22 protein-coding genes and 1 pseudogene are annotated in these 19,059 nt (G+C 61.7%); 15 read left to right on the top strand and 8 right to left on the bottom strand.

The window, feature by feature from the left end; genetic code table 11:
• Positions 1 to 19: 19 nt before the first annotated feature.
• From aztD to ASG68_RS00205, 3 genes are all read left to right on the top strand, one after another.
• Positions 20 to 1,243 carry a zinc metallochaperone AztD gene (aztD, locus tag ASG68_RS00215; protein WP_062576071.1) on the top strand — a complete coding sequence of 408 codons (1,224 nt, stop codon included), beginning with the start codon at positions 20 to 22 and terminating at the stop codon, positions 1,241 to 1,243.
• 115 nt (positions 1,244 to 1,358) lie between these two features.
• Entirely contained in the window at positions 1,359 to 1,916 is a 558-nt protein-coding gene (locus ASG68_RS00210) for a hypothetical protein (protein ID WP_156373792.1), read from the top strand.
• A 179-nt stretch (positions 1,917 to 2,095) separates the two neighbouring features.
• A complete protein-coding gene (locus tag ASG68_RS00205; RefSeq protein ID WP_062576073.1) occupies positions 2,096 to 2,461 on the top strand; it encodes a hypothetical protein in 366 nt (121 codons plus the stop codon).
• 17 nt (positions 2,462 to 2,478) lie between these two features.
• On the opposite strand, the gene ASG68_RS00200 is transcribed toward ASG68_RS00205, so the two are convergent.
• Complete coding sequence (locus tag ASG68_RS00200) at positions 2,479 to 3,342, bottom strand: VOC family protein (RefSeq protein WP_062576597.1); 864 nt, start codon at positions 3,340 to 3,342, stop codon at positions 2,479 to 2,481.
• Between the two features lie 332 nt (positions 3,343 to 3,674).
• On the opposite strand from ASG68_RS00200, the gene ASG68_RS00195 reads away from it, so the two are divergent.
• The gene (locus ASG68_RS00195) at positions 3,675 to 4,097 is read left to right on the top strand and encodes a universal stress protein (protein WP_062576074.1); all 423 of its coding nucleotides are present in this window, start codon (positions 3,675 to 3,677) and stop codon (positions 4,095 to 4,097) included.
• 2 nt (positions 4,098 to 4,099) lie between these two features.
• Here ASG68_RS00195 and ASG68_RS00190 read toward each other — a convergent pair whose 3' ends face one another.
• The 4 genes and pseudogenes from ASG68_RS00190 to ASG68_RS00175 all read right to left on the bottom strand — a co-directional run bounded on the left by ASG68_RS00190 (position 4,100) and on the right by ASG68_RS00175 (position 7,018).
• On the bottom strand, positions 4,100 to 4,789 hold the full coding sequence (locus ASG68_RS00190) for a dihydrofolate reductase family protein (protein ID WP_062576075.1): 690 nt from the start codon (positions 4,787 to 4,789) through the stop codon (positions 4,100 to 4,102).
• Positions 4,790 to 4,834: 45 nt separating this feature from the next.
• A pseudogene (locus ASG68_RS00185) lies at positions 4,835 to 5,584 on the bottom strand (SDR family oxidoreductase).
• Between the two features lie 16 nt (positions 5,585 to 5,600).
• On the bottom strand, positions 5,601 to 6,590 hold the full coding sequence (locus ASG68_RS00180) for an aldo/keto reductase (RefSeq protein ID WP_062576076.1): 990 nt from the start codon (positions 6,588 to 6,590) through the stop codon (positions 5,601 to 5,603).
• Positions 6,591 to 6,622: 32 nt separating this feature from the next.
• Positions 6,623 to 7,018 (bottom strand): cupin domain-containing protein, encoded by a 396-nt coding sequence (locus ASG68_RS00175; protein ID WP_062576077.1) that lies wholly within the window; start codon positions 7,016 to 7,018, stop codon positions 6,623 to 6,625.
• A 109-nt stretch (positions 7,019 to 7,127) separates the two neighbouring features.
• On the opposite strand from ASG68_RS00175, the gene ASG68_RS00170 reads away from it, so the two are divergent.
• Entirely contained in the window at positions 7,128 to 8,021 is an 894-nt protein-coding gene (locus ASG68_RS00170; protein WP_062576078.1) for a LysR family transcriptional regulator, read from the top strand.
• Positions 8,022 to 8,025: 4 nt separating this feature from the next.
• Here ASG68_RS00170 and ASG68_RS00165 read toward each other — a convergent pair whose 3' ends face one another.
• Positions 8,026 to 9,411: an SEL1-like repeat protein gene (locus ASG68_RS00165; RefSeq protein WP_062609089.1), complete on the bottom strand. Its 1,386-nt coding sequence runs from the start codon at positions 9,409 to 9,411 to the stop codon at positions 8,026 to 8,028.
• A gap of 251 nt (positions 9,412 to 9,662) precedes the next feature.
• On the opposite strand from ASG68_RS00165, the gene trhA reads away from it, so the two are divergent.
• Positions 9,663 to 10,322: a PAQR family membrane homeostasis protein TrhA gene (gene trhA / locus ASG68_RS00160; RefSeq protein WP_062576080.1), complete on the top strand. Its 660-nt coding sequence runs from the start codon at positions 9,663 to 9,665 to the stop codon at positions 10,320 to 10,322.
• 21 nt (positions 10,323 to 10,343) lie between these two features.
• On the opposite strand, the gene ASG68_RS00155 is transcribed toward trhA, so the two are convergent.
• The gene (locus ASG68_RS00155; protein WP_062602649.1) at positions 10,344 to 10,868 is read right to left on the bottom strand and encodes a hypothetical protein; all 525 of its coding nucleotides are present in this window, start codon (positions 10,866 to 10,868) and stop codon (positions 10,344 to 10,346) included.
• Positions 10,869 to 11,103: 235 nt separating this feature from the next.
• Between ASG68_RS00155 and ASG68_RS00150 the strand changes: the two genes are divergently transcribed.
• Entirely contained in the window at positions 11,104 to 11,313 is a 210-nt protein-coding gene (locus ASG68_RS00150; protein WP_062576082.1) for a hypothetical protein, read from the top strand.
• A gap of 67 nt (positions 11,314 to 11,380) precedes the next feature.
• Here ASG68_RS00150 and msrB read toward each other — a convergent pair whose 3' ends face one another.
• Complete coding sequence (gene msrB, locus ASG68_RS00145; RefSeq protein ID WP_062576083.1) at positions 11,381 to 11,788, bottom strand: peptide-methionine (R)-S-oxide reductase MsrB; 408 nt, start codon at positions 11,786 to 11,788, stop codon at positions 11,381 to 11,383.
• A 206-nt stretch (positions 11,789 to 11,994) separates the two neighbouring features.
• Here msrB and ASG68_RS00140 point away from each other — a divergent pair, with 206 nt between their 5' ends.
• The 8 genes from ASG68_RS00140 (at position 11,995) to ASG68_RS00105 (ending at position 18,849) form a co-directional block, all read left to right on the top strand.
• Positions 11,995 to 14,358 (top strand): putative monovalent cation/H+ antiporter subunit A, encoded by a 2,364-nt coding sequence (locus tag ASG68_RS00140; RefSeq protein WP_062576084.1) that lies wholly within the window; start codon positions 11,995 to 11,997, stop codon positions 14,356 to 14,358.
• A complete protein-coding gene (locus ASG68_RS00135) occupies positions 14,355 to 14,774 on the top strand; it encodes a Na(+)/H(+) antiporter subunit B (protein ID WP_062576085.1) in 420 nt (139 codons plus the stop codon). The genes ASG68_RS00140 and ASG68_RS00135 overlap by 4 nt, the downstream gene beginning before the upstream one ends.
• Positions 14,771 to 15,151, top strand: a complete 381-nt coding sequence (locus tag ASG68_RS00130) for a Na+/H+ antiporter subunit C (protein ID WP_413813976.1) — start codon at positions 14,771 to 14,773, stop codon at positions 15,149 to 15,151. The genes ASG68_RS00135 and ASG68_RS00130 overlap by 4 nt, the downstream gene beginning before the upstream one ends.
• 6 nt (positions 15,152 to 15,157) lie before the next feature.
• Positions 15,158 to 16,717, top strand: coding sequence for a Na+/H+ antiporter subunit D (locus tag ASG68_RS00125; protein WP_062576086.1), 1,560 nt, complete (start codon positions 15,158 to 15,160; stop codon positions 16,715 to 16,717).
• Positions 16,714 to 17,190, top strand: coding sequence for a Na+/H+ antiporter subunit E (locus ASG68_RS00120; RefSeq protein WP_062576087.1), 477 nt, complete (start codon positions 16,714 to 16,716; stop codon positions 17,188 to 17,190). Before ASG68_RS00125 ends, ASG68_RS00120 begins: the two co-directional genes overlap by 4 nt.
• On the top strand, positions 17,187 to 17,567 hold the full coding sequence (locus ASG68_RS00115; RefSeq protein ID WP_062576088.1) for a cation:proton antiporter: 381 nt from the start codon (positions 17,187 to 17,189) through the stop codon (positions 17,565 to 17,567). Before ASG68_RS00120 ends, ASG68_RS00115 begins: the two co-directional genes overlap by 4 nt.
• Positions 17,564 to 17,926 (top strand): monovalent cation/H(+) antiporter subunit G, encoded by a 363-nt coding sequence (gene mnhG, locus ASG68_RS00110; RefSeq protein WP_413813975.1) that lies wholly within the window; start codon positions 17,564 to 17,566, stop codon positions 17,924 to 17,926. Before ASG68_RS00115 ends, mnhG begins: the two co-directional genes overlap by 4 nt.
• Positions 17,927 to 18,417: 491 nt before the next feature.
• Positions 18,418 to 18,849, top strand: a complete 432-nt coding sequence (locus ASG68_RS00105) for a MucR family transcriptional regulator (RefSeq protein ID WP_062576089.1) — start codon at positions 18,418 to 18,420, stop codon at positions 18,847 to 18,849.
• Positions 18,850 to 19,059 lie beyond the last annotated feature (210 nt).

Below are 19,059 nucleotides of genomic sequence, written 5' to 3'. Positions count from 1 at the left end.
TTACATAAAGGAGAAGCCGATGCGAACCCATTTCACCCGTCTGATGCGCAATGCCGCCTTTGTCGGCGCGCTCATTCCGTTCCCCGTACTCGCTGATGATGGTGGAGAGACCTGGCGCCTGTTCGTCGCCGATCACACTCTGCCGGTGGTTCGCGCCATCGATGCCAGGAGCGGTGCGGAACTCGGGCGTTACGATCTCAAGGGCTATGCGGCGCTGAGCGCCAGCGACAGCGGCCGGACCGTCTTTGCGGTGCAGGGCGATGCCGGCACGGTAAATGTGCTGTCGACCGGAATTGCCCTTTCCGATCATGGCGAGCACCGCGATATAGAAGTGTCGGACCCGAAGTTACTGCCTGCCACTATTTCCGGCGCCAAGCCCGGCCATGTCGTGACCCATGGCGATGATGTGGTGGTTTTCTATGACCGAGGCGGCAAGGCGGATCTGCTTGCGGAAACGGCACTTCTCGATGGCAACGGGCAGGGGACGGTGATCGATACGACGGCGCCGCACCATGGCGTTGCGGTGCCGATGGGCAGCAATATTCTTGTTTCGGTGCCGAACATGGCAGCCGAGGTGAAGCCGGACGAACTGCCGCCAAGGCTCGGCCTGCGTGTCGTCGATCGCGACGGCAAGCAGCGGGGCGATGTCGCCACCTGCACCGGGCTGCATGGCGAGGCCGTCTCGGCACGGCTCGTCGCCTTCGGTTGTGCAGAGGGTGTGCTGATCGCCCGGCCGGGCGGGCTCGATGGTCCGAAGCTTGAGATGCTGGCCTATGGTTCGAACCTCCCGGAAGGCAAGGTCTCGACGCTGCTCGGCGGAAAATCCATGCAGTTTTTCCTTGGCAACTATGGGGAGGACAAGGTGGTGCTGATCGATCCCGACAGCGATACACTCTATCGCCTCATCGAACTTCCGACCCGCCGTGTCGATTTCGTGCTCGATCCCGCCGATGCCCGCCATGGCTATATCCTGACGGAAGACGGCAAGCTGCACCAGCTGGATGTCGTGAAGGGCGAGATCACCGGCTCGGAAACGATCACCGAACCCTATAGCAAGGACGGTCACTGGCGCGATCCGCGTCCGCGTCTCGCCATGGCCGGCGACACCATCGCCGTCACCGATCCGCGCCACAGCCTTGTGCGCATAATCGATCCGGAAACGTTGACAGAGAAGCGGACGATCCCGGTCGAAGGCCAGCCTTTTTCGATCGTCGCGGTCGGCGGTTCGGGGCAGAGGCATTAGAGACTTAGGCTGAGGACGACGCGCGATACCGGGGCGCTATCAGCGCTCCGGACCTCCCGATGAAATGGCACGGGAGGCGTTTGACGAATCATGCGCGGTTCGGCTTCATCCGGACATGGAACTGATAGGCAGCATTCTTCACGGTATCGGGATTTACCCTCTCTTTATGGGACCTTACTCGCTGTATCTGTACTGGCGAGAACTGCGTTTCAAATTGCCGCTGACAACATCTTCGACAACCAGCGCCTTTCATCTTTCGGTGATTTCATCAGTCTATCTCGCGCCGGCACCGGGTAGCAGCGACATGGTCATGAATTTGCTGATCGTTTATGGCGTCGTCGGCGCAACGATCGCCGGAGGTCTGTTGCTCTCGTACATCCTGCGCAGAAACCGGGGCGAAACGCAGGGAGACCTGATCAAGCTTCATTCCGTCGGGAAAAAGGCGGATGTCGTTTTCTTGATATCGGTATTGGTGATTATTTTTGTTCTTTTTTTGCCGTTCCTTTTTTCAATGGATGCATTTTTTGACCCGGATGGACGGCATGCGGGATTGATCACCCTGCTGTTCGGTGGTCCTCAGCGAGGAACTCTCTTTACCGCCGCGCTGTGCGGCAGTGGTGCCCTGCTGATACTGCCCAAAGTCTGGCGGTCGCCACCGAACGCTCAGTTCTGATTGAACAGGAACCCCACCTCATCGACGAATCCGGCGCCGGGATCGCCGTCGCGGCCGCGCCGTTAAAGCCGAAAAACAGCCTGTTCCATCCGGAACCGATGACACCGGCGACACCTGCTAAATCAAGATCAGGGACAAAAACAGCGGCCGGTAAAGTGCCGCCCGAGGAGAACTTGATCATGAAAACCCTGGTGAAAATCACGCTGGCTGCCGCACTTGTCGCCTTTGCCGCCCCGGCGGCGATGGCCAATACCTTCGTTGCCTGGAAAGTGTCGGGCGTTGCCTGGAACGACGTGCTGAATGCGCGCGCCTGGCCGTCATCGCAATCGGCCATCCGCGCCGGTTATCCGAACGGCACCGGTCTGCAGATGACAGGCCGCTGCATGAATGGTGTCGATCTCAACGATATCGCGGGCTGGTCGCGCGGTGCCCAACGCAATGCGGTGCGGTCTACCTGGTGCCAGATCTGGCATGATCCCGGCCAGAACGGCAACTGGCAGACCGGCTGGGTCCATGGCCGCTATATCGAGCCGCAGGGCTGGTAAGGTCCAAGCTGGAGGCCTCAGGCCTCCAGTTTCAAGCCGATGCCCCACGGGTCGATCAAAGAATGGCTGTCACCGTTGCGGGTCACCGGGATTTCCAGCTTTTCCAGCGCCGCCAATGCGGCCTGCAACTTGGCGGGGTCGTTGAAGCGCACCGTGTAGTTCGCAAGGCCGGTCATGTTGCTCTGGCGCTTCGGCGCACCACGCGAGTTCCAGATGTTTGCGCCGATATGGTGATGGTACTTGCCCGAGGCAAAGAAGCTGGCGCCGGGATAGGTGGCCATCAGATCGAGACCGAGCACATCGCGGAAGAAGGCGTTCGCCTCAGGGATATCGGAAACCTGCAGGTGGATATGGCCGATCGCCGTTCCATCCGCCATGCCGTTCCACTTGTCCTTCGGGGCCTCGTCGTAGATCGCCTGCAGGTCAAGCGGCAACGTTGCCATCTTCACCATGCCGTCCTGTAGGTAGTTCCATTCCTCGCGCGGCCGGTCGCGATAGACCTCAATGCCGTTTCCTTCGGGGTCGCCGAGATAGATCGCTTCCGAAACGAGATGATCGGACGCGCCCTGCAGGGGTACGTTGTTATGGGCGATATGCGCCAGCCAGCGGCCGAGTTCGGTGCGGTCGGGAACGAGGAAGGCCGTGTGGAACAGGCCGGGCGCATTGTGCGGCGCGATCGCCGCATTGCCCTCGGTGGTCAGCGTCAGCAGCGGCCGGCCGGCAACGCCCAATGTCTCGCCGCTTGCCGTCTTCTCAATCGGTGAGAGGCCCATGATGGCCTGGTACCAGGCGGAAACCATCGGCAGGTCGCGCACCACCAGATGCGAATGATCGACATAGGCGGGCATGCGGATGGCGTGGTTTTCGGCTTGCTCGGTCATCGGTTTGATCTCTTCTGCATCGGCTGCATGGACGGCGGCTCCGGTGACGATCGCCGTCGTCGAAAACTTGAGGAAGGTGCGTCTGTCGAGGGTTGCCATGGCGCTATCCTGTCGAATGGTTCGAACGAATATATGACGCGCGCGCGGCGTTCACGGAAGGTGCGGTATTGAGGATTTACCGTTCTCACAACGTTGACAATGATGCGTGGCGCTTCGCCACAGGGACTGTGACTGTCGGTTGAGAATGCCTATAGTGAAACCATTGTGCACACGGCGAAGTTTTGAAAAACGCCCTGTCAGCACGATGTGCGTCTGAACCCAAGGAGAGCGTCATGTACAAAAAAATCATTGTCCCGATCGCCATGGACAAACTGGAGCACGGCGAGAAAACCCTTGAGCGCGCGCAGTCGCTGCTCGATGACGGCGGCGAAATCATCCTGCTGAATGTGGTCGAGGATCTGAACGCCTATGCGCAGGGTTACATGATCGTCGACTTTCCGCTGGAGGTGATGGACGAGTCGCGCAAGCAGGCGACGCAGACGCTGACCGAACTCAAGGAAAAGCACAACATCAACGGACGCGTCGAAATCCGCATCGGTGGCGCTGCCGGTGTGATCAACGCTTTCGCCGAGGAGGAGAAGGCGGATCTGGTCATCATCGCATCGCACCACCCGGGCCTCATCGATTATTTCATCGGCTCCACCGCCAGCCGTGTCGTCAGCCATTGCGTCTGCGCCGTGCTGGTCGACCGCTAGGCTCAACCGTTCGATCGCTCAACCCGGTAGCGCAGGTGCAGGACGTCATTGTCCAGCCGTTCGACGGCGCTGAGTGAAAGCAGGCTTGCAGGAACGGCCGGTCCGTCGAAGGTCGTCGGCATGCCGCTCGCGCCGTCGGCGAGCGGCAGGATCAGCAGACTGATCTCGTCGATCAATCCGGCCGCGAGAAAGCTGCCATTGATGCCGCCGCCGCCTTCGAGCAGAAGGCGCCGGATGCCGAACTCTTCACCGAGTGTTTTGAGAGCGAGTGCCAGGTCGGTCTCTGAGCGGCCGGCAAAGAGATAGGAAATGCCGTCCCGGCGCAGTTCGGCGAGATGATCGTCGGAAACGCTTTCAGTCAGGATCAGGATGACCTTGTCGCCATTGATCTCGCCGGTGTTGAGATGGAGCTTCGCCCCCTGATCGACCGCGATGGCATAGGGGCCTTCCTGCGCTTCCGGCGCTTTCCATGTCGTTCGCGGATAGGCCTGCGATGCCGCTACCGGGTCAGGATCGCCTTCGGCGAAATCCGCCATGGTGATACGGCCAACCAGCCAGGCGTCGCCCTTCAAATCCTCGTGGATCTGCTCATAGACCGCGGAAAAGTCCTTCGTCAGGTCCTTCGGCCAATGTGTCGGCACGATGCGGCCGTTGATGCTCGATCCCATATGCAGAATGATGTGCGGTTTCATGCCGTGCTCCGAGGTTGATGCAGGGCGGCTGGAGCCGTCCGGAAATCAGTATTCCTGCGCCGTGGGGCGGAACAGGATTTCGTTGATATCGACATCCTCCGGCTGGCTCATGGCAAAGGCTACGGCCCGCGCGAAGGAACTGGCCGGGATGGCCACGCGCTCATAGAGAGCCCGCACGTTCTTTGCTACATCCTCTTCCGTCACGCTTGCCGGCAGTTCGGTATCGACGGCGCCCGGCGAGATCACGGTGGTGCGGATGTTGTACGGCTTCACTTCCTGCCTCAGCCCTTCCGAGATCCCCCGAACGCCATGCTTGGTGGCGGCATAGACCGCGCCGCCCGGATTGACCTTGTGCCCGGCGACCGAGGATACGTTGATGATCTGGGATGATCTGGCCGCTTTTCTGCTCCTTCATGTAGGGCAGCACTGCGCCGATGCCATAGAGCACGCCCTTGAGGTTGACGTCGATCGTCCGGTCCCAGTCCTCGACCTTGCAGCGTTCCAGCGGCGAATGCGGCATCAGGCCGGCATTGTTGATGAGCACGTCGATCCGGCCGTGCAGCCCTGCCGCATGGTCGACCAGCCGCTTCACCTCGTCGAAGTTTGAGACGTCCGTGCGGACCGCGGCGTCCTTGCCGAGCCCGCAGGATTGCGCCAGCGCCTCGAGCCTGTCGAGACGCCGTGCGCCGAGACCAGTTTGGCGCCACCCTCTGACAGAAGCCGCACGGCGGCCTCGCCGAGACCGCTGCTGGCGCCGGTGATGACGACGACTTTTCCTTCGATACCTTCCGTCATGGCGATGCCCTCCAGTTTACCGGTTGATCCGCGCCTGCAGATGGGCGGGATACCGGTCACCCTGAACGGTGATGCCGGAAACCGCCTGCTCGATCGACGCCAGATCCTGCGCCGTCAGTTCGACGGCTGCGGCGCCGATATTCTCTTCGAGCCGGTGCAGTTTCGTCGTGCCGGGGATCGGCACGATCCAGGGCTTTTGCGCCAAAAGCCAGGCCAGCGCGATCTGGGCCGGCGTCACCTTCCTTGCTGCGGCAATCTCGCCGAGCAGGTCGACCAGCGTCTGGTTGGCCTTGCGGGCATTGGCAGAGAAACGCGGCACGATATTGCGGAAGTCCTTGGCATCGAAGGTCGTCTGCTCGGTGATCGCGCCGGTAAGAAAGCCCTTGCCGAGCGGGCTGAACGGCACGAAACCGATGCCCAGTTCCTCCAGAACCGGCAGGATGTCGTTTTCCGGCTCGCGCCACCACAGCGAATATTCACTCTGAAGGGCTGCGACGGGCTGGACTGCATGGGCGCGGCGGATCGTCTGGGGGCCGGCCTCGGAGAGGCCGAAATGCTTGACCTTTCCCTCGGCGATCAGGTCCCTGACCGTTCCGGCCACATCCTCGATCGGCACGTCGGGATCGACGCGGTGCTGGTAGAACAGGTCGATGACATGGGTCTTCAGCCGCTTCAGCGCGGCGTCCGCGACATCGCGGATATGTTGCGGCCGGCTGTTCATGCCGCTCTGCCCGCCTTCGGCGTTGAACTCAAAGCCGAATTTCGTGGCGATGACGACCTGGTCGCGGAACGGTGCGAGCGCCTCGCCGAGCAGTTCCTCGTTCGTGTAGGGGCCATAGGCCTCGGCGCTGTCGAAGAAGGTCACGCCGCGTTCATAGGCGGTGCGGATCAATTTGACCGCTTCCTGTGTTTCCGTCGCGGGGCCGTAGCCGAAGCTCAGCCCCATGCAGCCGAGCCCGATGGCCGAGACCTCAAGACCGCTCTTTCCCAATGTTCTTTTCTGCATCGAATGTCTCCTTGTTCAGGCCAGTCCTGGGGTTAAGCCGAATATTGTTCGTCGGTGACGTGTTCCATCCAGTCGACCACCTGGCCATCAAGCGCTTCGACAATGGCGATATGGGTCATGGCGGTTGTCGGGGAAGCACCGTGCCAGTGTTTTTCACCCGGCTCGAACCAGACGGTGTCGCCCGCCCGGATTTCCTCGACGGTGCCGCCTTCGCGCTGGACCCGGCCAAAGCCTGACATCACGAGCAGCGTCTGGCCGAGCGGATGGGTATGCCATGCGGTGCGCGCACCCGGTTCAAACGTCACCGTAGAGCCGCTGACGCGCGCCGGACCGGTTCCCTTGAAGCGGCCATCGATACGGACGGTGCCGGTGAAGGATTCGTCGGGGCCTTTCAGCGACGGGATGGTTCCATTTCTGGTTATGTTCATTGGGTCAGTCCTTTCCGAACGCTCGCTGTGGATGGACGTGTATTTAGCGCGTGCGATTACCAGCGATTAGATGGTAGATGTTGCAAGCTCTTATGAAGGATACTCATGAATGCCGCGCCAGCCGACCAATGATCTCGCCGCCTTCATCGCTGTTGCCCGCGAGAGGAGCTTTACCAAAGCGGCCGCCAGGCTCGGCGTGTCGCAATCGGCCCTCAGCCACACCATCACGGCGCTTGAAAAGCGGCTGGGCGTGCGGCTCCTCAGCCGCAACACGCGCAGTGTCTCGGCGACACCGGCCGGAGAGCGGCTGCTTGCGACCGTCGGCCCGCGCATGGACGAGATCGAGAGCGAGCTTGCAGCCCTCAGCGAATTTCGCGACAGACTGGCCGGAACGATCCGCATCACCGCCGGCGAGCATTCGGCCGAGGCCGTGCTGTGGCCGGCGCTCGCCAGGCTGTTGCCGGATTATCCCGATATCCATGTCGAGGTGATGGTGGATTACGGTCTGACCGATATTGTCGCCGAGCGTTACGATGCCGGCGTCCGGCTGGGCGAGCAGGTGGCGAAGGACATGGTGGCGGTGCGGATCGGTCCGGACATGCGCATGGCCGTGGTCGGCGCGCCGACCTATTTCGAGACGCGGCCGAAGCCGCTGACGCCGCATGACCTGACGGTGCATTCCTGCATCAACATGCGCCTGCCGACCTATGGTGGCATCTATGCATGGGAATTCGAAAAGGAAGGCCACGAACTGCGAGTCCGCGTCGAGGGGCAACTGACCTTCAACAATATCGCCCTTCGGCTGAATGCCGCCCGCCAGGGGCTGGGTCTTGCCTATCTGTCGGAAGACGTGGTCGCGGCGGATCTGGCCAAGGGTCGTCTTGTGCGCGTTCTGGAAGACTGGTGCGAACCGTTTTCCGGCTACCACCTCTATTACCCGAGCCGCCGCCAGCCATCTGCCGCCTTTGCGCTTCTGGTCAGCGCGCTGCGTTACCGGGCGTAACGGCTCAGCGGACGCCGAAAATGCTGTCGATCGCGGCTTGCGTCTGCGGGCCGAAGCCGCCGTCGATCGGGCCGGAATAGATCTGCTGGTCGGAGAGACGACGCTGCAGGGCCTTGCGGAAGGGCAGGGACCAGTTCTGCGAATTGTCGCGCATCTGGCCGCGGCTGAAATTGGCGCCGGCCCGCAACGCCTTCTCCATCCATTCGGCGGCCAGAACCGGATCGGGGTTCACGGCGAGACCTTTGTCGTAGAAGTTCGCGACATTGTTGAAGGCGATGGAATCGCCACGATCGGCGGCGCGGCGATAGTAGTCCATCGCCTGGTTCAGGTCCTTCTCGACCCCTTCGCCGGTCTCGTAGGCAAAGCCGATATTGGTCAGCGCCGTGGCGTTGCCGCCATCGGCCGCGCTGCGATAGAGGCGCATGCCTTCGGCCACATCCTTGGTCACGCCGAAGCCGGAATAATACATGTAGCCGAGGCCGTTCATGGCATCGACATTGCCGGAATCGGCAGCCCGCGTGTAGCAGTCGAACGCCTTGGCCATGTCGACCGGCCCGCCGATGCCGTTCAAGTGGAAATTGGCGGCATTGGTCATGCCGACGGCATTGCCGGCATCGGCCGCCTTGATGTACCAGCGGCGGGCTTCCTCGATGTTGCGCGGCACGGTGTTGCTGGTTTCGAGCAGAAAGCCGGCATCGTTCATGGCGCGGGCGTTACCGGCGACCGCGCCCTTGGTGTACCAATCGAGTGCCACCGCATCGTCTTCCGGAACGCCACGGCCGGAATCGTAGAAATAGCCGAGATTGAACATCGCCCAGGCATTGTTGCGTTGCGCTGCATCGAGATACCAGCGCATCGCCTCCTTTTCATCCTGTGTTACGCCCTGACCATTGTCATAGGCATAGGCGACAGCCGCGTAGGCAGCGGGATAGCCCCGAGCGGCAGCCGAGCGGTACATGTCGAGCGCGGCAGCGTAATCGCCCTGCTTCTCCATGGAGCGGGCATATTGATAGATGAAGCGCAGGATGTTCGGCTTCGTCTCATAGGCGGTCCTGCAGGCCGCAAGCGCTGCGTCCCCGTCCATCGCCCTGAGTTCGACGGGCGTGACACTCCGCTCCCGATCGGCATCCAGCGGATCGGCCGCCAGCGTGTCGCACGGGTTGATGCCGGTGGTGGTGGTTGCGGGCTTGATCGCCTGCATCGTGCCGATCGAGGCGCCGTCACGGGTGTCGGAGGCGGGCGGCGCCATATGCGGCGGGGTGGCATAACCGTTGCCGGTTGCCGGATCGCTCTGGGCGAAAGCAGGCGCGGGAAGCGCGATCGAGGCAAGCAGCATCGCGGCGACGGGCAGGCGGGCCGGGAGCCCGATGATGTGCCGGTGTACTGCCATGATCTTCCCTTTCTCCGCTTGCGTCGGTGCGGGGCATTGTGTTGAAAACCGGCGCTTGTGCAAGTCTCCCCGGGAACAGCGCGGCCGGCTGACGGGGAGATGACGGCCTGTTGCAATTGTTGATTCCGGCTGCCCTGTTTCGGCCCTTAACCCTATGTCAAAGTAGATTCATCGCACCGTTGCAGCTGTTTACACGGCTTTGTAAACAAAGGCTGGTACAAGGCTATCAAGGGAAGTATCGAGAGGCTGCCGTGGAGATCAAAGGCGTCAAGTGGAACTACGATCGCTCGGAACTCATCGCCGATGGCGTGGTTCATGGCGTCGGCCTGGCCTTCGCCCTGATCGGCGTCACCGCGATGATCTTCTACGCCACCGTCTGGAGCACGTCCGGCCAGCTTGCTGCCGCCTGGATCTATGGGGCGGGGCTGGTTGCCACGCTGTCGATCTCCTTCCTCTACAATCTCTATCCGGTGTCGCAGACCAAATGGTTCCTGCGCCGGTTTGATCATTCCTCGATCTTCATCCTCATCGCCGCGACCTATACGCCGTTCCTGCAGCGCGGCTGGGACGACCCTTTCCTGTTCGGCATGCTGATTGGCATCTGGGCGATCGCGTTTGTCGGCGTGCTGATCAAATGCGTCTTTCCCGGCCGTTTCGACCGGGTGGCGATCCTGCTTTATCTCGCCATGGGCTGGAGCGGCGTGTTCGCTGCCGGTCCGCTTCTGTCGGAGTTGACCGAAACGACGCTGATTCTCATCCTGATCGGCGGCATCATCTATTCCTGCGGCGTGATCTTCCATGTCTGGGAAAAGCTACGCTTCCAGAATGCTATCTGGCACGGCTTCGTCGTCACCGCCGCCGCTGTGCACTATTCCGCCGTCCTGACCTGCATCAGCGGCGCCACGCTCTGACACTTTCCATCGTCGCCGGTATCAGTTCTGCGCCGCGCCCGGCGCTGCCTTCGGCGATTGCTCGCAACCGCCGGCGGGGTGCAGCGACTTGACCATCCGGCCTATCACCGGCCCGATTGTCGTCTGCATGTCCTGCGGATAGCGCAGGTGAAAATAGCCGGCGCTGCCATCGCAGAGTATGATGCCGCGGACGTAGAGAATGTCGGCTTCCCTGGTACCGGAATAGCTCGCCCAGTTCGACGTCACCTTATCATAGCTGATCGTCCAGCCCTCTTGCCTGTCCCAGCCGATGCGCTGGCGGATCTCGTCGGAAAAATTCCCATCGATGATATTCGCGCCGAACAGCAGCATTTCCGCACGCCCATCCTGTGAACGAAAAGTCGCGCCGTCGCCATTGTCGCTTTCCTGCGTCAGCGCGAAGCCGGGCGGCACGGCGGCGGTAAATCCGAAGCGGGGATTGGAATAGTTTTCCCAACCGTCCGCCGCCAATGCGGGAAGGGACAGGATGAGTACGGAAAGCAACAACAATAACAGTCTCAGGTGCATTTCAGTCTCCCGGAGCGCGGAGAGGGCAGCTCTATCCACGCAGACGATTCAGTCCAGCAAATTTATTCATCTCTTGCCGCCGAAAAAGGAACACAAGTTGAAACTAATTTTATGCTGAAACCGTAAGGGGCGCGCAGGGGCAAAAATCAAACTTTATCGATCATTAATATTCTTTGTCGTTTCGTAAAAATACTCCGGCACGCGAGGCTAATCTCGCCGGGCAAAGGGGAGGGTCATGTACAAGCGGAGCAAACCCGAGGATGGTCGCGAGCCGCCACGTCCGCACGTGGACGAGCGTGATGCGCCCGTGTGGGCGGATGGCGATGAAGATGTCACGCCCGGGCGCAACTGGACGCTGATCCTGATCTTCGCCGTCGTGCCGCTCGTCACCATCATTGCCCTGGTCCTCAGCCTGCTTTCGCTTTTCTCGGAGATTTTCGGCTGACGGCCCGGGACCAGACCGTGAGCGAAGCCGATATTGCGGGTTCCTCGCAGTTACGCCGGATAGCCGGTCATTCCGGCTCAAAGGTCAGCGCCACGCCGTTCATGCAATAGCGCAGTCCGGTCGGTGGTGGACCGTCCGGAAAGACATGGCCAAGATGCGCGTCGCAATCGGCGCAGCGGATTTCCGTCCGGCTCATGCCATAGGACAGATCGTGATGCTCAGTCACCGCATCGGCAGAGATCGGCTCGTAGAAGCTCGGCCAGCCGGTGCCGGAATCGAACTTGGTGTTCGAACGATACAGCGACCGGTTGCAGCAGATGCAGTGATAGACACCTTTCTTTCCCAGATCGAAATCCGGACTGGAAAAGGCGCGTTCCGTGCCGTGCTGGCGGGTAATGCGGTATTGCTCGGGCGTCAGTTGCGCCCGCCATTCGTCATCGGTCTTCATCACTTTCAAGGTGCTCGTGTCATGCATCGGTCTCTCCTTGAACTTCATCGTCAGCCGCTTGATCTATGGCGGCGTTTGTCCCTGGGAAGGGGCGAACCCTGGGGAGGACCGCCAAACCGTCCCGGCAAATCTTGTATTTGATCGCCGCTTGCCCTATCCCGAAAGGGTCTGTCATCGGCGCGGGATTTCCGTTCTGTCGTTGCCGCAACGCCGAGGGAGGAGCGAAAAGAACCATGAATGTCGTCGATCTGACATTTCTGGTCCTCTGCCTTCCCTTTCTGGGCGCGGTTGTCGCGCCGTGGCTGACCCGCCTGCTGGGGCACAATGCGGCCTGGCTCCTGGCGCTTGTTCCCGTCGCTGTTTTCGCCCATTTCGCCGGATGCTCCGATGCTGTTTCCCGTGGCGAAGTCATCACCGGAGGTTATGCCTGGGTGCCGTCGCTCGATGTCGGCTTTTCCTGGCTGATCGACGGTCTGTCACTGACCTTTCTCCTGCTGATTTCCGGCATCGGTGCCCTGATCGTGCTCTATGCCGGCGGTTACCTGAAGGGACATCCGCATCAGGGCCGGTTCTTCTCGTTCCTGCTCCTGTTCATGGGGTCGATGCTCGGTGTCGTCGCCTCCGACAGCCTGCTGATGCTGTTCGTCTTCTGGGAACTGACCTCGATCACTTCGTTCCTGCTGATCGGCTTCGATCACACCCGCGAAGCCGCAAGGCGTGCCGCGTTTCAGGCACTGGTCGTCACCGGTGCGGGCGGGCTGTTCCTGCTCGCCGGTCTGCTGCTGCTGTGGAGCGTATCCGGCGTCAGCGCGTTTTCGGCGCTCGGGCCGCTTGGGTCAGTGGTCAGGGAAAGCCCGCTCTATCTCGCCGTGCTCATCCTCGTGCTCGGTGGCGCGTTTACCAAGTCGGCGCAGTTTCCGTTCCATTTCTGGCTTCCCAACGCGATGGAAGCGCCGACCCCTGTCTCGGCCTACCTGCATTCAGCGACCATGGTGAAGGCCGGCGTCTATCTTCTGATGCGCCTCAATCCGGTGCTGGGCGGCACCATCGAATGGCAGGTCATCCTGCCGGTGTTCGGGGCTGCGACGCTGGTGATCGGTGCGCTTTTGGCCATGCGCCAGACCGACCTGAAACTGATGCTCGCCTATACGACCATGTCGTCGCTCGGCCTGCTGGTCCTGCTGACAGGCCTCGGTTTGCCGCATGCGATCGAGGCGGCGGTTCTCTATCTCGTCGCCCATTCGCTGTTCAAGGGCGCGCTGTTCATGGTGGCCGGCATCATCGACCACGAGACCGGCACGCGCGACGTCACCCGGCTTGGCGGGTTGCGCGGAGCCATGCCGCTGACCTTCGCCATCGCGCTCGCCGCCGCCCTGTCGATGGGCGGTATCCTGCCGTTCATCGGCTTCCTCGCCAAGGAAGAGATTTACGAGGCACTGACGGCCGGCACGGTGTGGACGACCATTCTCGTCGCGCTCGTTATCATTGGCAACGCGCTGATGTTTGCCATCGCCTTTGCTGTGGCGCTGAAGCCCTTCATCGGCAAGAAGACCGAAACGCCGCTTCACGCCCATGAGGCGCCGCTGCTGCTCTGGCTCGGCCCGGCGGTGCTGGCGCTGACGGGGCTCGCGGCGGGTGTTTTCGCGGGCGCCCTGCATGCACTGGTATCCGCGCCCATGGCATCGGCCATTGCGGGTGAGGCGCGCGCTGTCACCATGTCGCTCGCCATCCATATCGGCCTGCCGCTGGCTTTGTCGGTCCTGACAATCGTTCTGGGCATTGCCGTCTACCTGCGGATGGCGCAGGTTCGCGCCGCCGTTGCCTCCGTTCTCGCTGCCATTGGCTGGGGACCAGATCGCGGCTTCGATCAGGCCATTCGGGGGCTCGTCCGCCTGTCTGTTGCCGTCACCCGCCGGCTGCAGAACGGGCGGCTGGATACCTACATGACCGCGACCTTCGTGCTGCTGGCTGTCGTGCTTCTGGTACCGCCGTTCCTGTTCGGTGAACTGGCGAGCGCGCCGGTCTTCCCCGATGACGTGCCCCTGCATGAGCTTGCCATCATGGCCATTGCGGTTGTCGGCCTCGTCACCGTGGTTCTCGCCAAGGACCGGCTGACGGCGATCGTTTCGCTGGGCATCCAAGGCTTCTCGGTCGCGGTGATCTTCCTGCTCTACGGCGCGCCGGATCTCTCGTTTACCCAGTTCATGATCGAAACGCTGGCGGTGGTCATCCTGGCGCTGGTGATGACGCGGCTCAGGCTGTCGGTCTCCGATGGCCGGCCGTTTCGCCAGACGCTGCCGGATGCGGCGATCGGGATGGCCTGCGGCCTTGGCCTCACACTGTTCCTGCTGAAGGTGACGCAGGGGCCGTTCGACACGGCGCTGACCGACTTCTTCAACCAGTATTCGAAAACGATTGCCCATGGCGCCAATGTCGTCAACGTCATCATCGTCGACTTCCGCGGCACCGACACGCTGGGCGAAATCGCCGTGGTGATGATCGCCGGCCTGGCGGTGCTGTCTCTCGTGCGCCTTCGGGCAGGCTCTGCCCGGCGCATCGCCGACAATGATCCGGCAGCGGAGGAAGCAAGCCGATGAACTCGCTGATCCTGCGCGCCGCCACGCCCTTTATCGTCGCCGTCATGGTGCTGTTCTCGGTCTTCGTTCTCCTGCGCGGCCATAACGAGCCCGGCGGCGGTTTCATCGGTGGACTGATCGCGGTGGCGGCGCTGTCGATCTACGGTATCGCCTTCGGGGTCGAAACGGTGCGCCGCGCCATTGTCTTCCATCCGCTCGCCATTGCCGGCGCGGGGCTGCTGCTCTCGACGTTGTCGGGGCTGCTTTCGATGTTTTTCCATGTACCGTTCATGTCCGGGCTCTGGGTCTATCCGGTGATCCTGGGTCAGGAAGTGCCGTTGTCCAGCGTCATGTCCTTCGATGTCGGCGTCTATCTGGTCGTCGTCGGCGCGGTGACCTCCATCGCGCTGTCGCTCGAGGAAAGGGGGGAGGAATGATCGAAGCGCTCCTGTCCGTCCTGACCGGCATATTCTTCGCGGTCGCGGTCTATCTGCTCTTGTCGAAATTCATCATCCGCATGCTGCTCGGCGTCGCCATCCTCGGCAATGCCGTCAACCTGCTGATCTTCACCTGTGGCCGCATCATGCGCGAGGTGCCGCCGGTGATCGGGCAGGGGCTCGATGTGCCGGCCGGGCTCACGGCCAATCCGCTGCCGCAGGCGTTGATCCTCACTGCCATCGTCATTTCCTTCTCGTTCTTTGCCTTCCTGCTGGTGCTGTCCTGGCGGGCCTATGGCGAATTGAAATTCGACAATACCGATGCGATGCGGGTGGCCGAACCCGACGACGACACTCTGCCTCCGCTCGGATACTGACAGACCATGGCCGCTTCTTCATCCTCCATCGATCTTTCTGCCGCCCTGGTTCTCGAGCCGGTAGCGGCGCTCGACTGGCTGGTGATCCTGCCGGTCGCCTGGTGCATCGGCATTGGCGCGATCCTGATGATGGTCCGGCACCAGGGCAGGCTCCAGCCGCTGATCGCGGTGGCCGCGCTCTGTGTGCTCGTCGGTCTCGATTCAGCACTCCTCTGGCATGTCGCCGGAGAGGGGCCGGTAACGATGGTGATGGGCCGCTGGCTGCCCCCCTTCGGCATCGCCTTCACCGTCGATCTGACGGGTGCCCTGTTTGCGCTGGTCGCGGCCATCGTGGCGCTGGCGGGGGCGGTGGCGGCGATCACTGACATCGATGCCAGCGGCCGGCGCTACGGTTTCTATCCCTGCCTGATGCTGTTGATGGCCGGCGTCAGCGGCGCCTTTCTGACGGGCGACATCTTCAATCTCTACGTCTGGTTCGAGGTCCTGCTGATCTCATCCTTCGGCCTGCTCGTTCTCGGCGGCGAGCGGCAGCAGATCGACGGCGCGGTGAAATACGGCTTTCTCAACCTCGTCGCGACGACGCTGTTCCTGATCGCGACCGGCTATCTCTACGGCATCTTTGGCACGCTCAACATGGCCGACATCGCCCGAAAGGCGCCGCTGCTGAAGGAAACGGCACCGCTGGTCACGCTGACGGCGCTCTATCTCTTTGCCTTCGGCATGAAGGCCGCCGCCTTTCCGGTGAATTTCTGGCTGCCCGCCTCCTATCACACGCCGCGCATCGTCGTGTCGGCGCTGTTTGCCGGCCTTTTGACCAAGGTCGGGGTCTACGCTCTGATCCGCGTGCTGATCCTGCTGTTCCCCGTAGAGCGGCTGGCTCTCAGCCCCGTGCTTTCGGTCGTCGCGGTGCTGACCATGATCACCGGCGCGCTCGGCGCCCTGGCGCAGAGCGATACGCGCCGCGTCCTCGGCTATCTCGTGATTTCCGGCATCGGTGCCATGCTGGCCGGACTGGCCGTCGGCGGACCGGATGCCATTGCCGGGACGATCTTCTATGCGCTGCATTCCATGCTGGTGATGACCGCGCTCTATCTGGCGGCAGGTCTTGCGGCCCGCACCGCCGGCGGCTTCTCGCTGCAGACGCTCGGCGGCATCCATCACAACCATGTCCTGTTGTCGGGCGTTTCGCTCGTCCTGTTCTTCGCTGTGTCGGGCCTGCCGCCGTTCTCCGGCTTCTGGCCCAAGGTCATTCTGGTCAAGGCGGCGCTGGCCGGGGAGCACTGGTGGCTGGCGGCGACCGTGCTTCTGACCGGATTGCTGACACTGATCGTGACCGGGCGTGTGTACCTGCTCGCCTATTGGCGGCCGGCCGGTAACGCGGCGACGGATGTCCCGGTTGCCTTGCCCGCCACGGCCTTCATGCCCCTGCTGGTGCTGACGGCACTCAGCATCGTCATCGGCCTCTATCCGGAGCCGCTGCTTGACCTCGTCCGTGGCGCTGCCTTGACGCTCGATGCGCCGGCTGCCTATCTCGACAGCGTCTTTCCGCAGGGAGGAGCGCCATGACCTTCATTATCGCCAATCTGTGCCTGACACTCGTCTGGGCGGCGGTCACCGGCAGTTTCAGCCCGCACAATCTGGTGCTCGGCTTTGCCGTCGGTGCGCTGTCCCTTGCCCTGGTGCGAGAACGTCTGGTGGCGGCCTTTCCCGCCGTGCGGCTTCTCAAGCTGCTGCTGCTGACCGTCGTGTTCTTCAGGGAGTTGTGGCTCTCGGCCTTCAAGGTCGCCGTTGTCGCCGTGCGCAGGGACATGCAACTGAGGCCCGGCATCTTTGCCTATCCGCTGGCGCTGACGCGTGATTTCGAAATCACGCTTTTGGCGAACATGATTACCCTGACGCCGGGCACCCTGTCGGTCGATGTGTCCGATGACCGCAAGACACTCTACGTCCATGCGCTGGATTGCCGCGATCCTGCCGCCGAGCGGCGGGGGATTTCCACCGGTTTCGAACGCCTTATCCGGGAGGCTTTTCCGCTATGAGCGCATCCTCCCTCCTGTCCTTCGCCACGCTGTTTGCGCTTGTGTCCTTGTCGCTTGGGTTCCTGATGACGGTGGTGCGCATCGTGCGCGGGCCGACCCTGCCGGACCGGGTGCTGGGGCTCGACATGCTCGTCGCCATTGCCATCGGTTTCATCTCCGTCGTGGCCATCCGCAGCGGATTCAGTCTCTATATCGATATTGCGATCGCGCTCAGTCTCGTCGGCTTCCTTGCGACCATTGCCTTTGCGCGCTTCATTCTCGCGCGCGGCCTTCCTTCGCAGACCGTTGGCCGGGCGGAGCGCGCCAGCGGCGAACGCAAGCCGAAACCGGACAGGGCGAAGCGCCCGGCCCGCAGTAAGCGGGGGAGGGCACGATGACATCGACGCAACACGATATGGCGGTCGCCATCATCGTCAGCCTGCTGCTGATCGTCGGTTCCGTCTTTTGCCTGCTGGCGGCATTGGGCGTGCTGCGCTTCCCGGACCTCTATACGCGCATGCATGCGGCCTCGAAGGCGGGCACGATCGGCTCCAGCCTGCTGCTGCTGGCTGCTGGTGTCCATGCGCTCGACGCCACGATCCTGATCCGGGCGCTCGCTGGGTTCTGCTTCTTCGTCCTGACAGCGCCGATCTCGGCCCATCTGCTCGCCAAGGCCGCGCATCAAGCCGGCTACCGTCTCACGAACCTGTCCGTGACCGATCAGCTGCCCCGCGACAGACATTCGTCCGGCCGGTAATCCCAGCCTGTTTTTTGGCCACTCTATTGCTCAATCAGAGTAGAAAAGCAGCACTTGCCCGTGCTGAATGGCGTTTCGTGTCTTTTGTATCTTAGTGTTTCCGAACACCCTTCGCCACCCACACGTTTCAAGATGAATAGGCTAAATATCGCACAAAATATTATTGGACTTTTGTTGGATCAGTGTTATTCGAGTAAAGGCAAAGTGTCCATTTCCATATTACTTCGACCTGAAATTCCAGCATGGGTTGTGAATATTGACTGTTGCTTTGAGGTGCCGGCGAGGTCGGTGCCTTGGCAATCGATTCAATCCAGGAATTCGCGGTAATATGGATATTTGTCGCGGTTTGTCATGTGTTGGCGGGAATCCAAGCCCCTTTCCAACGCATTGGCGAGTCGTGATTTTCGGACATTTTCTCAGCATGTCTTGGTTGTGTTCGCGATCACCCGTCGCGGACGTGTTTGAAGAAATTCCGATAGGAGAAAGTAAGAATGACAGATCTACCGCTTGGCCCGGGCCACGATCTTCTGGTTGAACTCACCGCAGAGATCGTTGCTGCCTATGTCAGCAATCATGTCGTCCCGGTCGCCGAACTGTCGACGCTGATCGGCGATGTGCACGCCGCACTGAACAATACTGGCAGCCCGGCCCCGGCTGCCGTCGTGATCGAGAAGCCGAAGCCGGCCGTCTCCGTCCGCAAGTCTGTGCAGGACGATCAGATCACCTGTTTGGAATGTGGCGGTACTTTCAAGTCGCTGAAGCGCCACCTGATGACCCATCACACCCTGTCCCCGGAAGAATACCGCGAGAAGTGGGATCTGCCGGCCGACTACCCGATGGTCGCTCCGGCCTATGCCGAAGCACGCTCGCGCCTCGCCAAGGAAATGGGCCTCGGCCAGCGCCGCAAGCGCCGCGGCAAGTAAGCATGCTGCCATGGGCTCTGCGCCCGTGATGCCAAAGGCCGGCCTGGCAGCGCGAGGCCGGCTTTTTATTTCCCGGATTCCCATCTCTTGGAATCTGTGAAGAGGAAAATATACCTATTTTCTTTGTAAAAATGCCGGAAAATGGTGAGAAAACAACGGCCGGTTGTGGATCGTGTATTCCTTTCATCCCCGCAGTCGCACTAGGGTGTA

Source organism: Rhizobium sp. Leaf453 (assembly GCF_001425605.1).
Classification (GTDB): Bacteria; Pseudomonadota; Alphaproteobacteria; order Rhizobiales; family Rhizobiaceae; genus Pararhizobium.
The sequence above is the reverse complement of the archived record's forward strand: the minus strand, read 5'-3'. Positions and strand labels throughout refer to the sequence as shown.

Excerpts from the sequence above, each read along its gene's own strand:
- aztD (WP_062576071.1), top strand. The coding sequence starts at position 20 with ATGCGAACCCATTTCACCCGTCTGATGCGCAATGCCGCCTTTGTCGGC.
- ASG68_RS00210 (WP_156373792.1), top strand. The coding sequence starts at position 1,359 with ATGGAACTGATAGGCAGCATTCTTCACGGTATCGGGATTTACCCTCTC.
- ASG68_RS00205 (WP_062576073.1), top strand. The coding sequence starts at position 2,096 with ATGAAAACCCTGGTGAAAATCACGCTGGCTGCCGCACTTGTCGCCTTT.
- ASG68_RS00200 (WP_062576597.1), bottom strand. The coding sequence starts at position 3,342 with ATGACCGAGCAAGCCGAAAACCACGCCATCCGCATGCCCGCCTATGTC.
- ASG68_RS00195 (WP_062576074.1), top strand. The coding sequence starts at position 3,675 with ATGTACAAAAAAATCATTGTCCCGATCGCCATGGACAAACTGGAGCAC.
- ASG68_RS00190 (WP_062576075.1), bottom strand. The coding sequence starts at position 4,789 with ATGAAACCGCACATCATTCTGCATATGGGATCGAGCATCAACGGCCGC.
- ASG68_RS00180 (WP_062576076.1), bottom strand. The coding sequence starts at position 6,590 with ATGCAGAAAAGAACATTGGGAAAGAGCGGTCTTGAGGTCTCGGCCATC.
- ASG68_RS00175 (WP_062576077.1), bottom strand. The coding sequence starts at position 7,018 with ATGAACATAACCAGAAATGGAACCATCCCGTCGCTGAAAGGCCCCGAC.
- ASG68_RS00170 (WP_062576078.1), top strand. The coding sequence starts at position 7,128 with ATGCCGCGCCAGCCGACCAATGATCTCGCCGCCTTCATCGCTGTTGCC.
- ASG68_RS00165 (WP_062609089.1), bottom strand. The coding sequence starts at position 9,411 with ATGGCAGTACACCGGCACATCATCGGGCTCCCGGCCCGCCTGCCCGTC.
- ASG68_RS00155 (WP_062602649.1), bottom strand. The coding sequence starts at position 10,868 with ATGCACCTGAGACTGTTATTGTTGTTGCTTTCCGTACTCATCCTGTCC.
- ASG68_RS00150 (WP_062576082.1), top strand. The coding sequence starts at position 11,104 with ATGTACAAGCGGAGCAAACCCGAGGATGGTCGCGAGCCGCCACGTCCG.
- msrB (WP_062576083.1), bottom strand. The coding sequence starts at position 11,788 with ATGCATGACACGAGCACCTTGAAAGTGATGAAGACCGATGACGAATGG.
- ASG68_RS00140 (WP_062576084.1), top strand. The coding sequence starts at position 11,995 with ATGAATGTCGTCGATCTGACATTTCTGGTCCTCTGCCTTCCCTTTCTG.
- ASG68_RS00135 (WP_062576085.1), top strand. The coding sequence starts at position 14,355 with ATGAACTCGCTGATCCTGCGCGCCGCCACGCCCTTTATCGTCGCCGTC.
- ASG68_RS00130 (WP_413813976.1), top strand. The coding sequence starts at position 14,771 with ATGATCGAAGCGCTCCTGTCCGTCCTGACCGGCATATTCTTCGCGGTC.
- ASG68_RS00125 (WP_062576086.1), top strand. The coding sequence starts at position 15,158 with ATGGCCGCTTCTTCATCCTCCATCGATCTTTCTGCCGCCCTGGTTCTC.
- ASG68_RS00120 (WP_062576087.1), top strand. The coding sequence starts at position 16,714 with ATGACCTTCATTATCGCCAATCTGTGCCTGACACTCGTCTGGGCGGCG.
- ASG68_RS00115 (WP_062576088.1), top strand. The coding sequence starts at position 17,187 with ATGAGCGCATCCTCCCTCCTGTCCTTCGCCACGCTGTTTGCGCTTGTG.
- mnhG (WP_413813975.1), top strand. The coding sequence starts at position 17,564 with ATGACATCGACGCAACACGATATGGCGGTCGCCATCATCGTCAGCCTG.
- ASG68_RS00105 (WP_062576089.1), top strand. The coding sequence starts at position 18,418 with ATGACAGATCTACCGCTTGGCCCGGGCCACGATCTTCTGGTTGAACTC.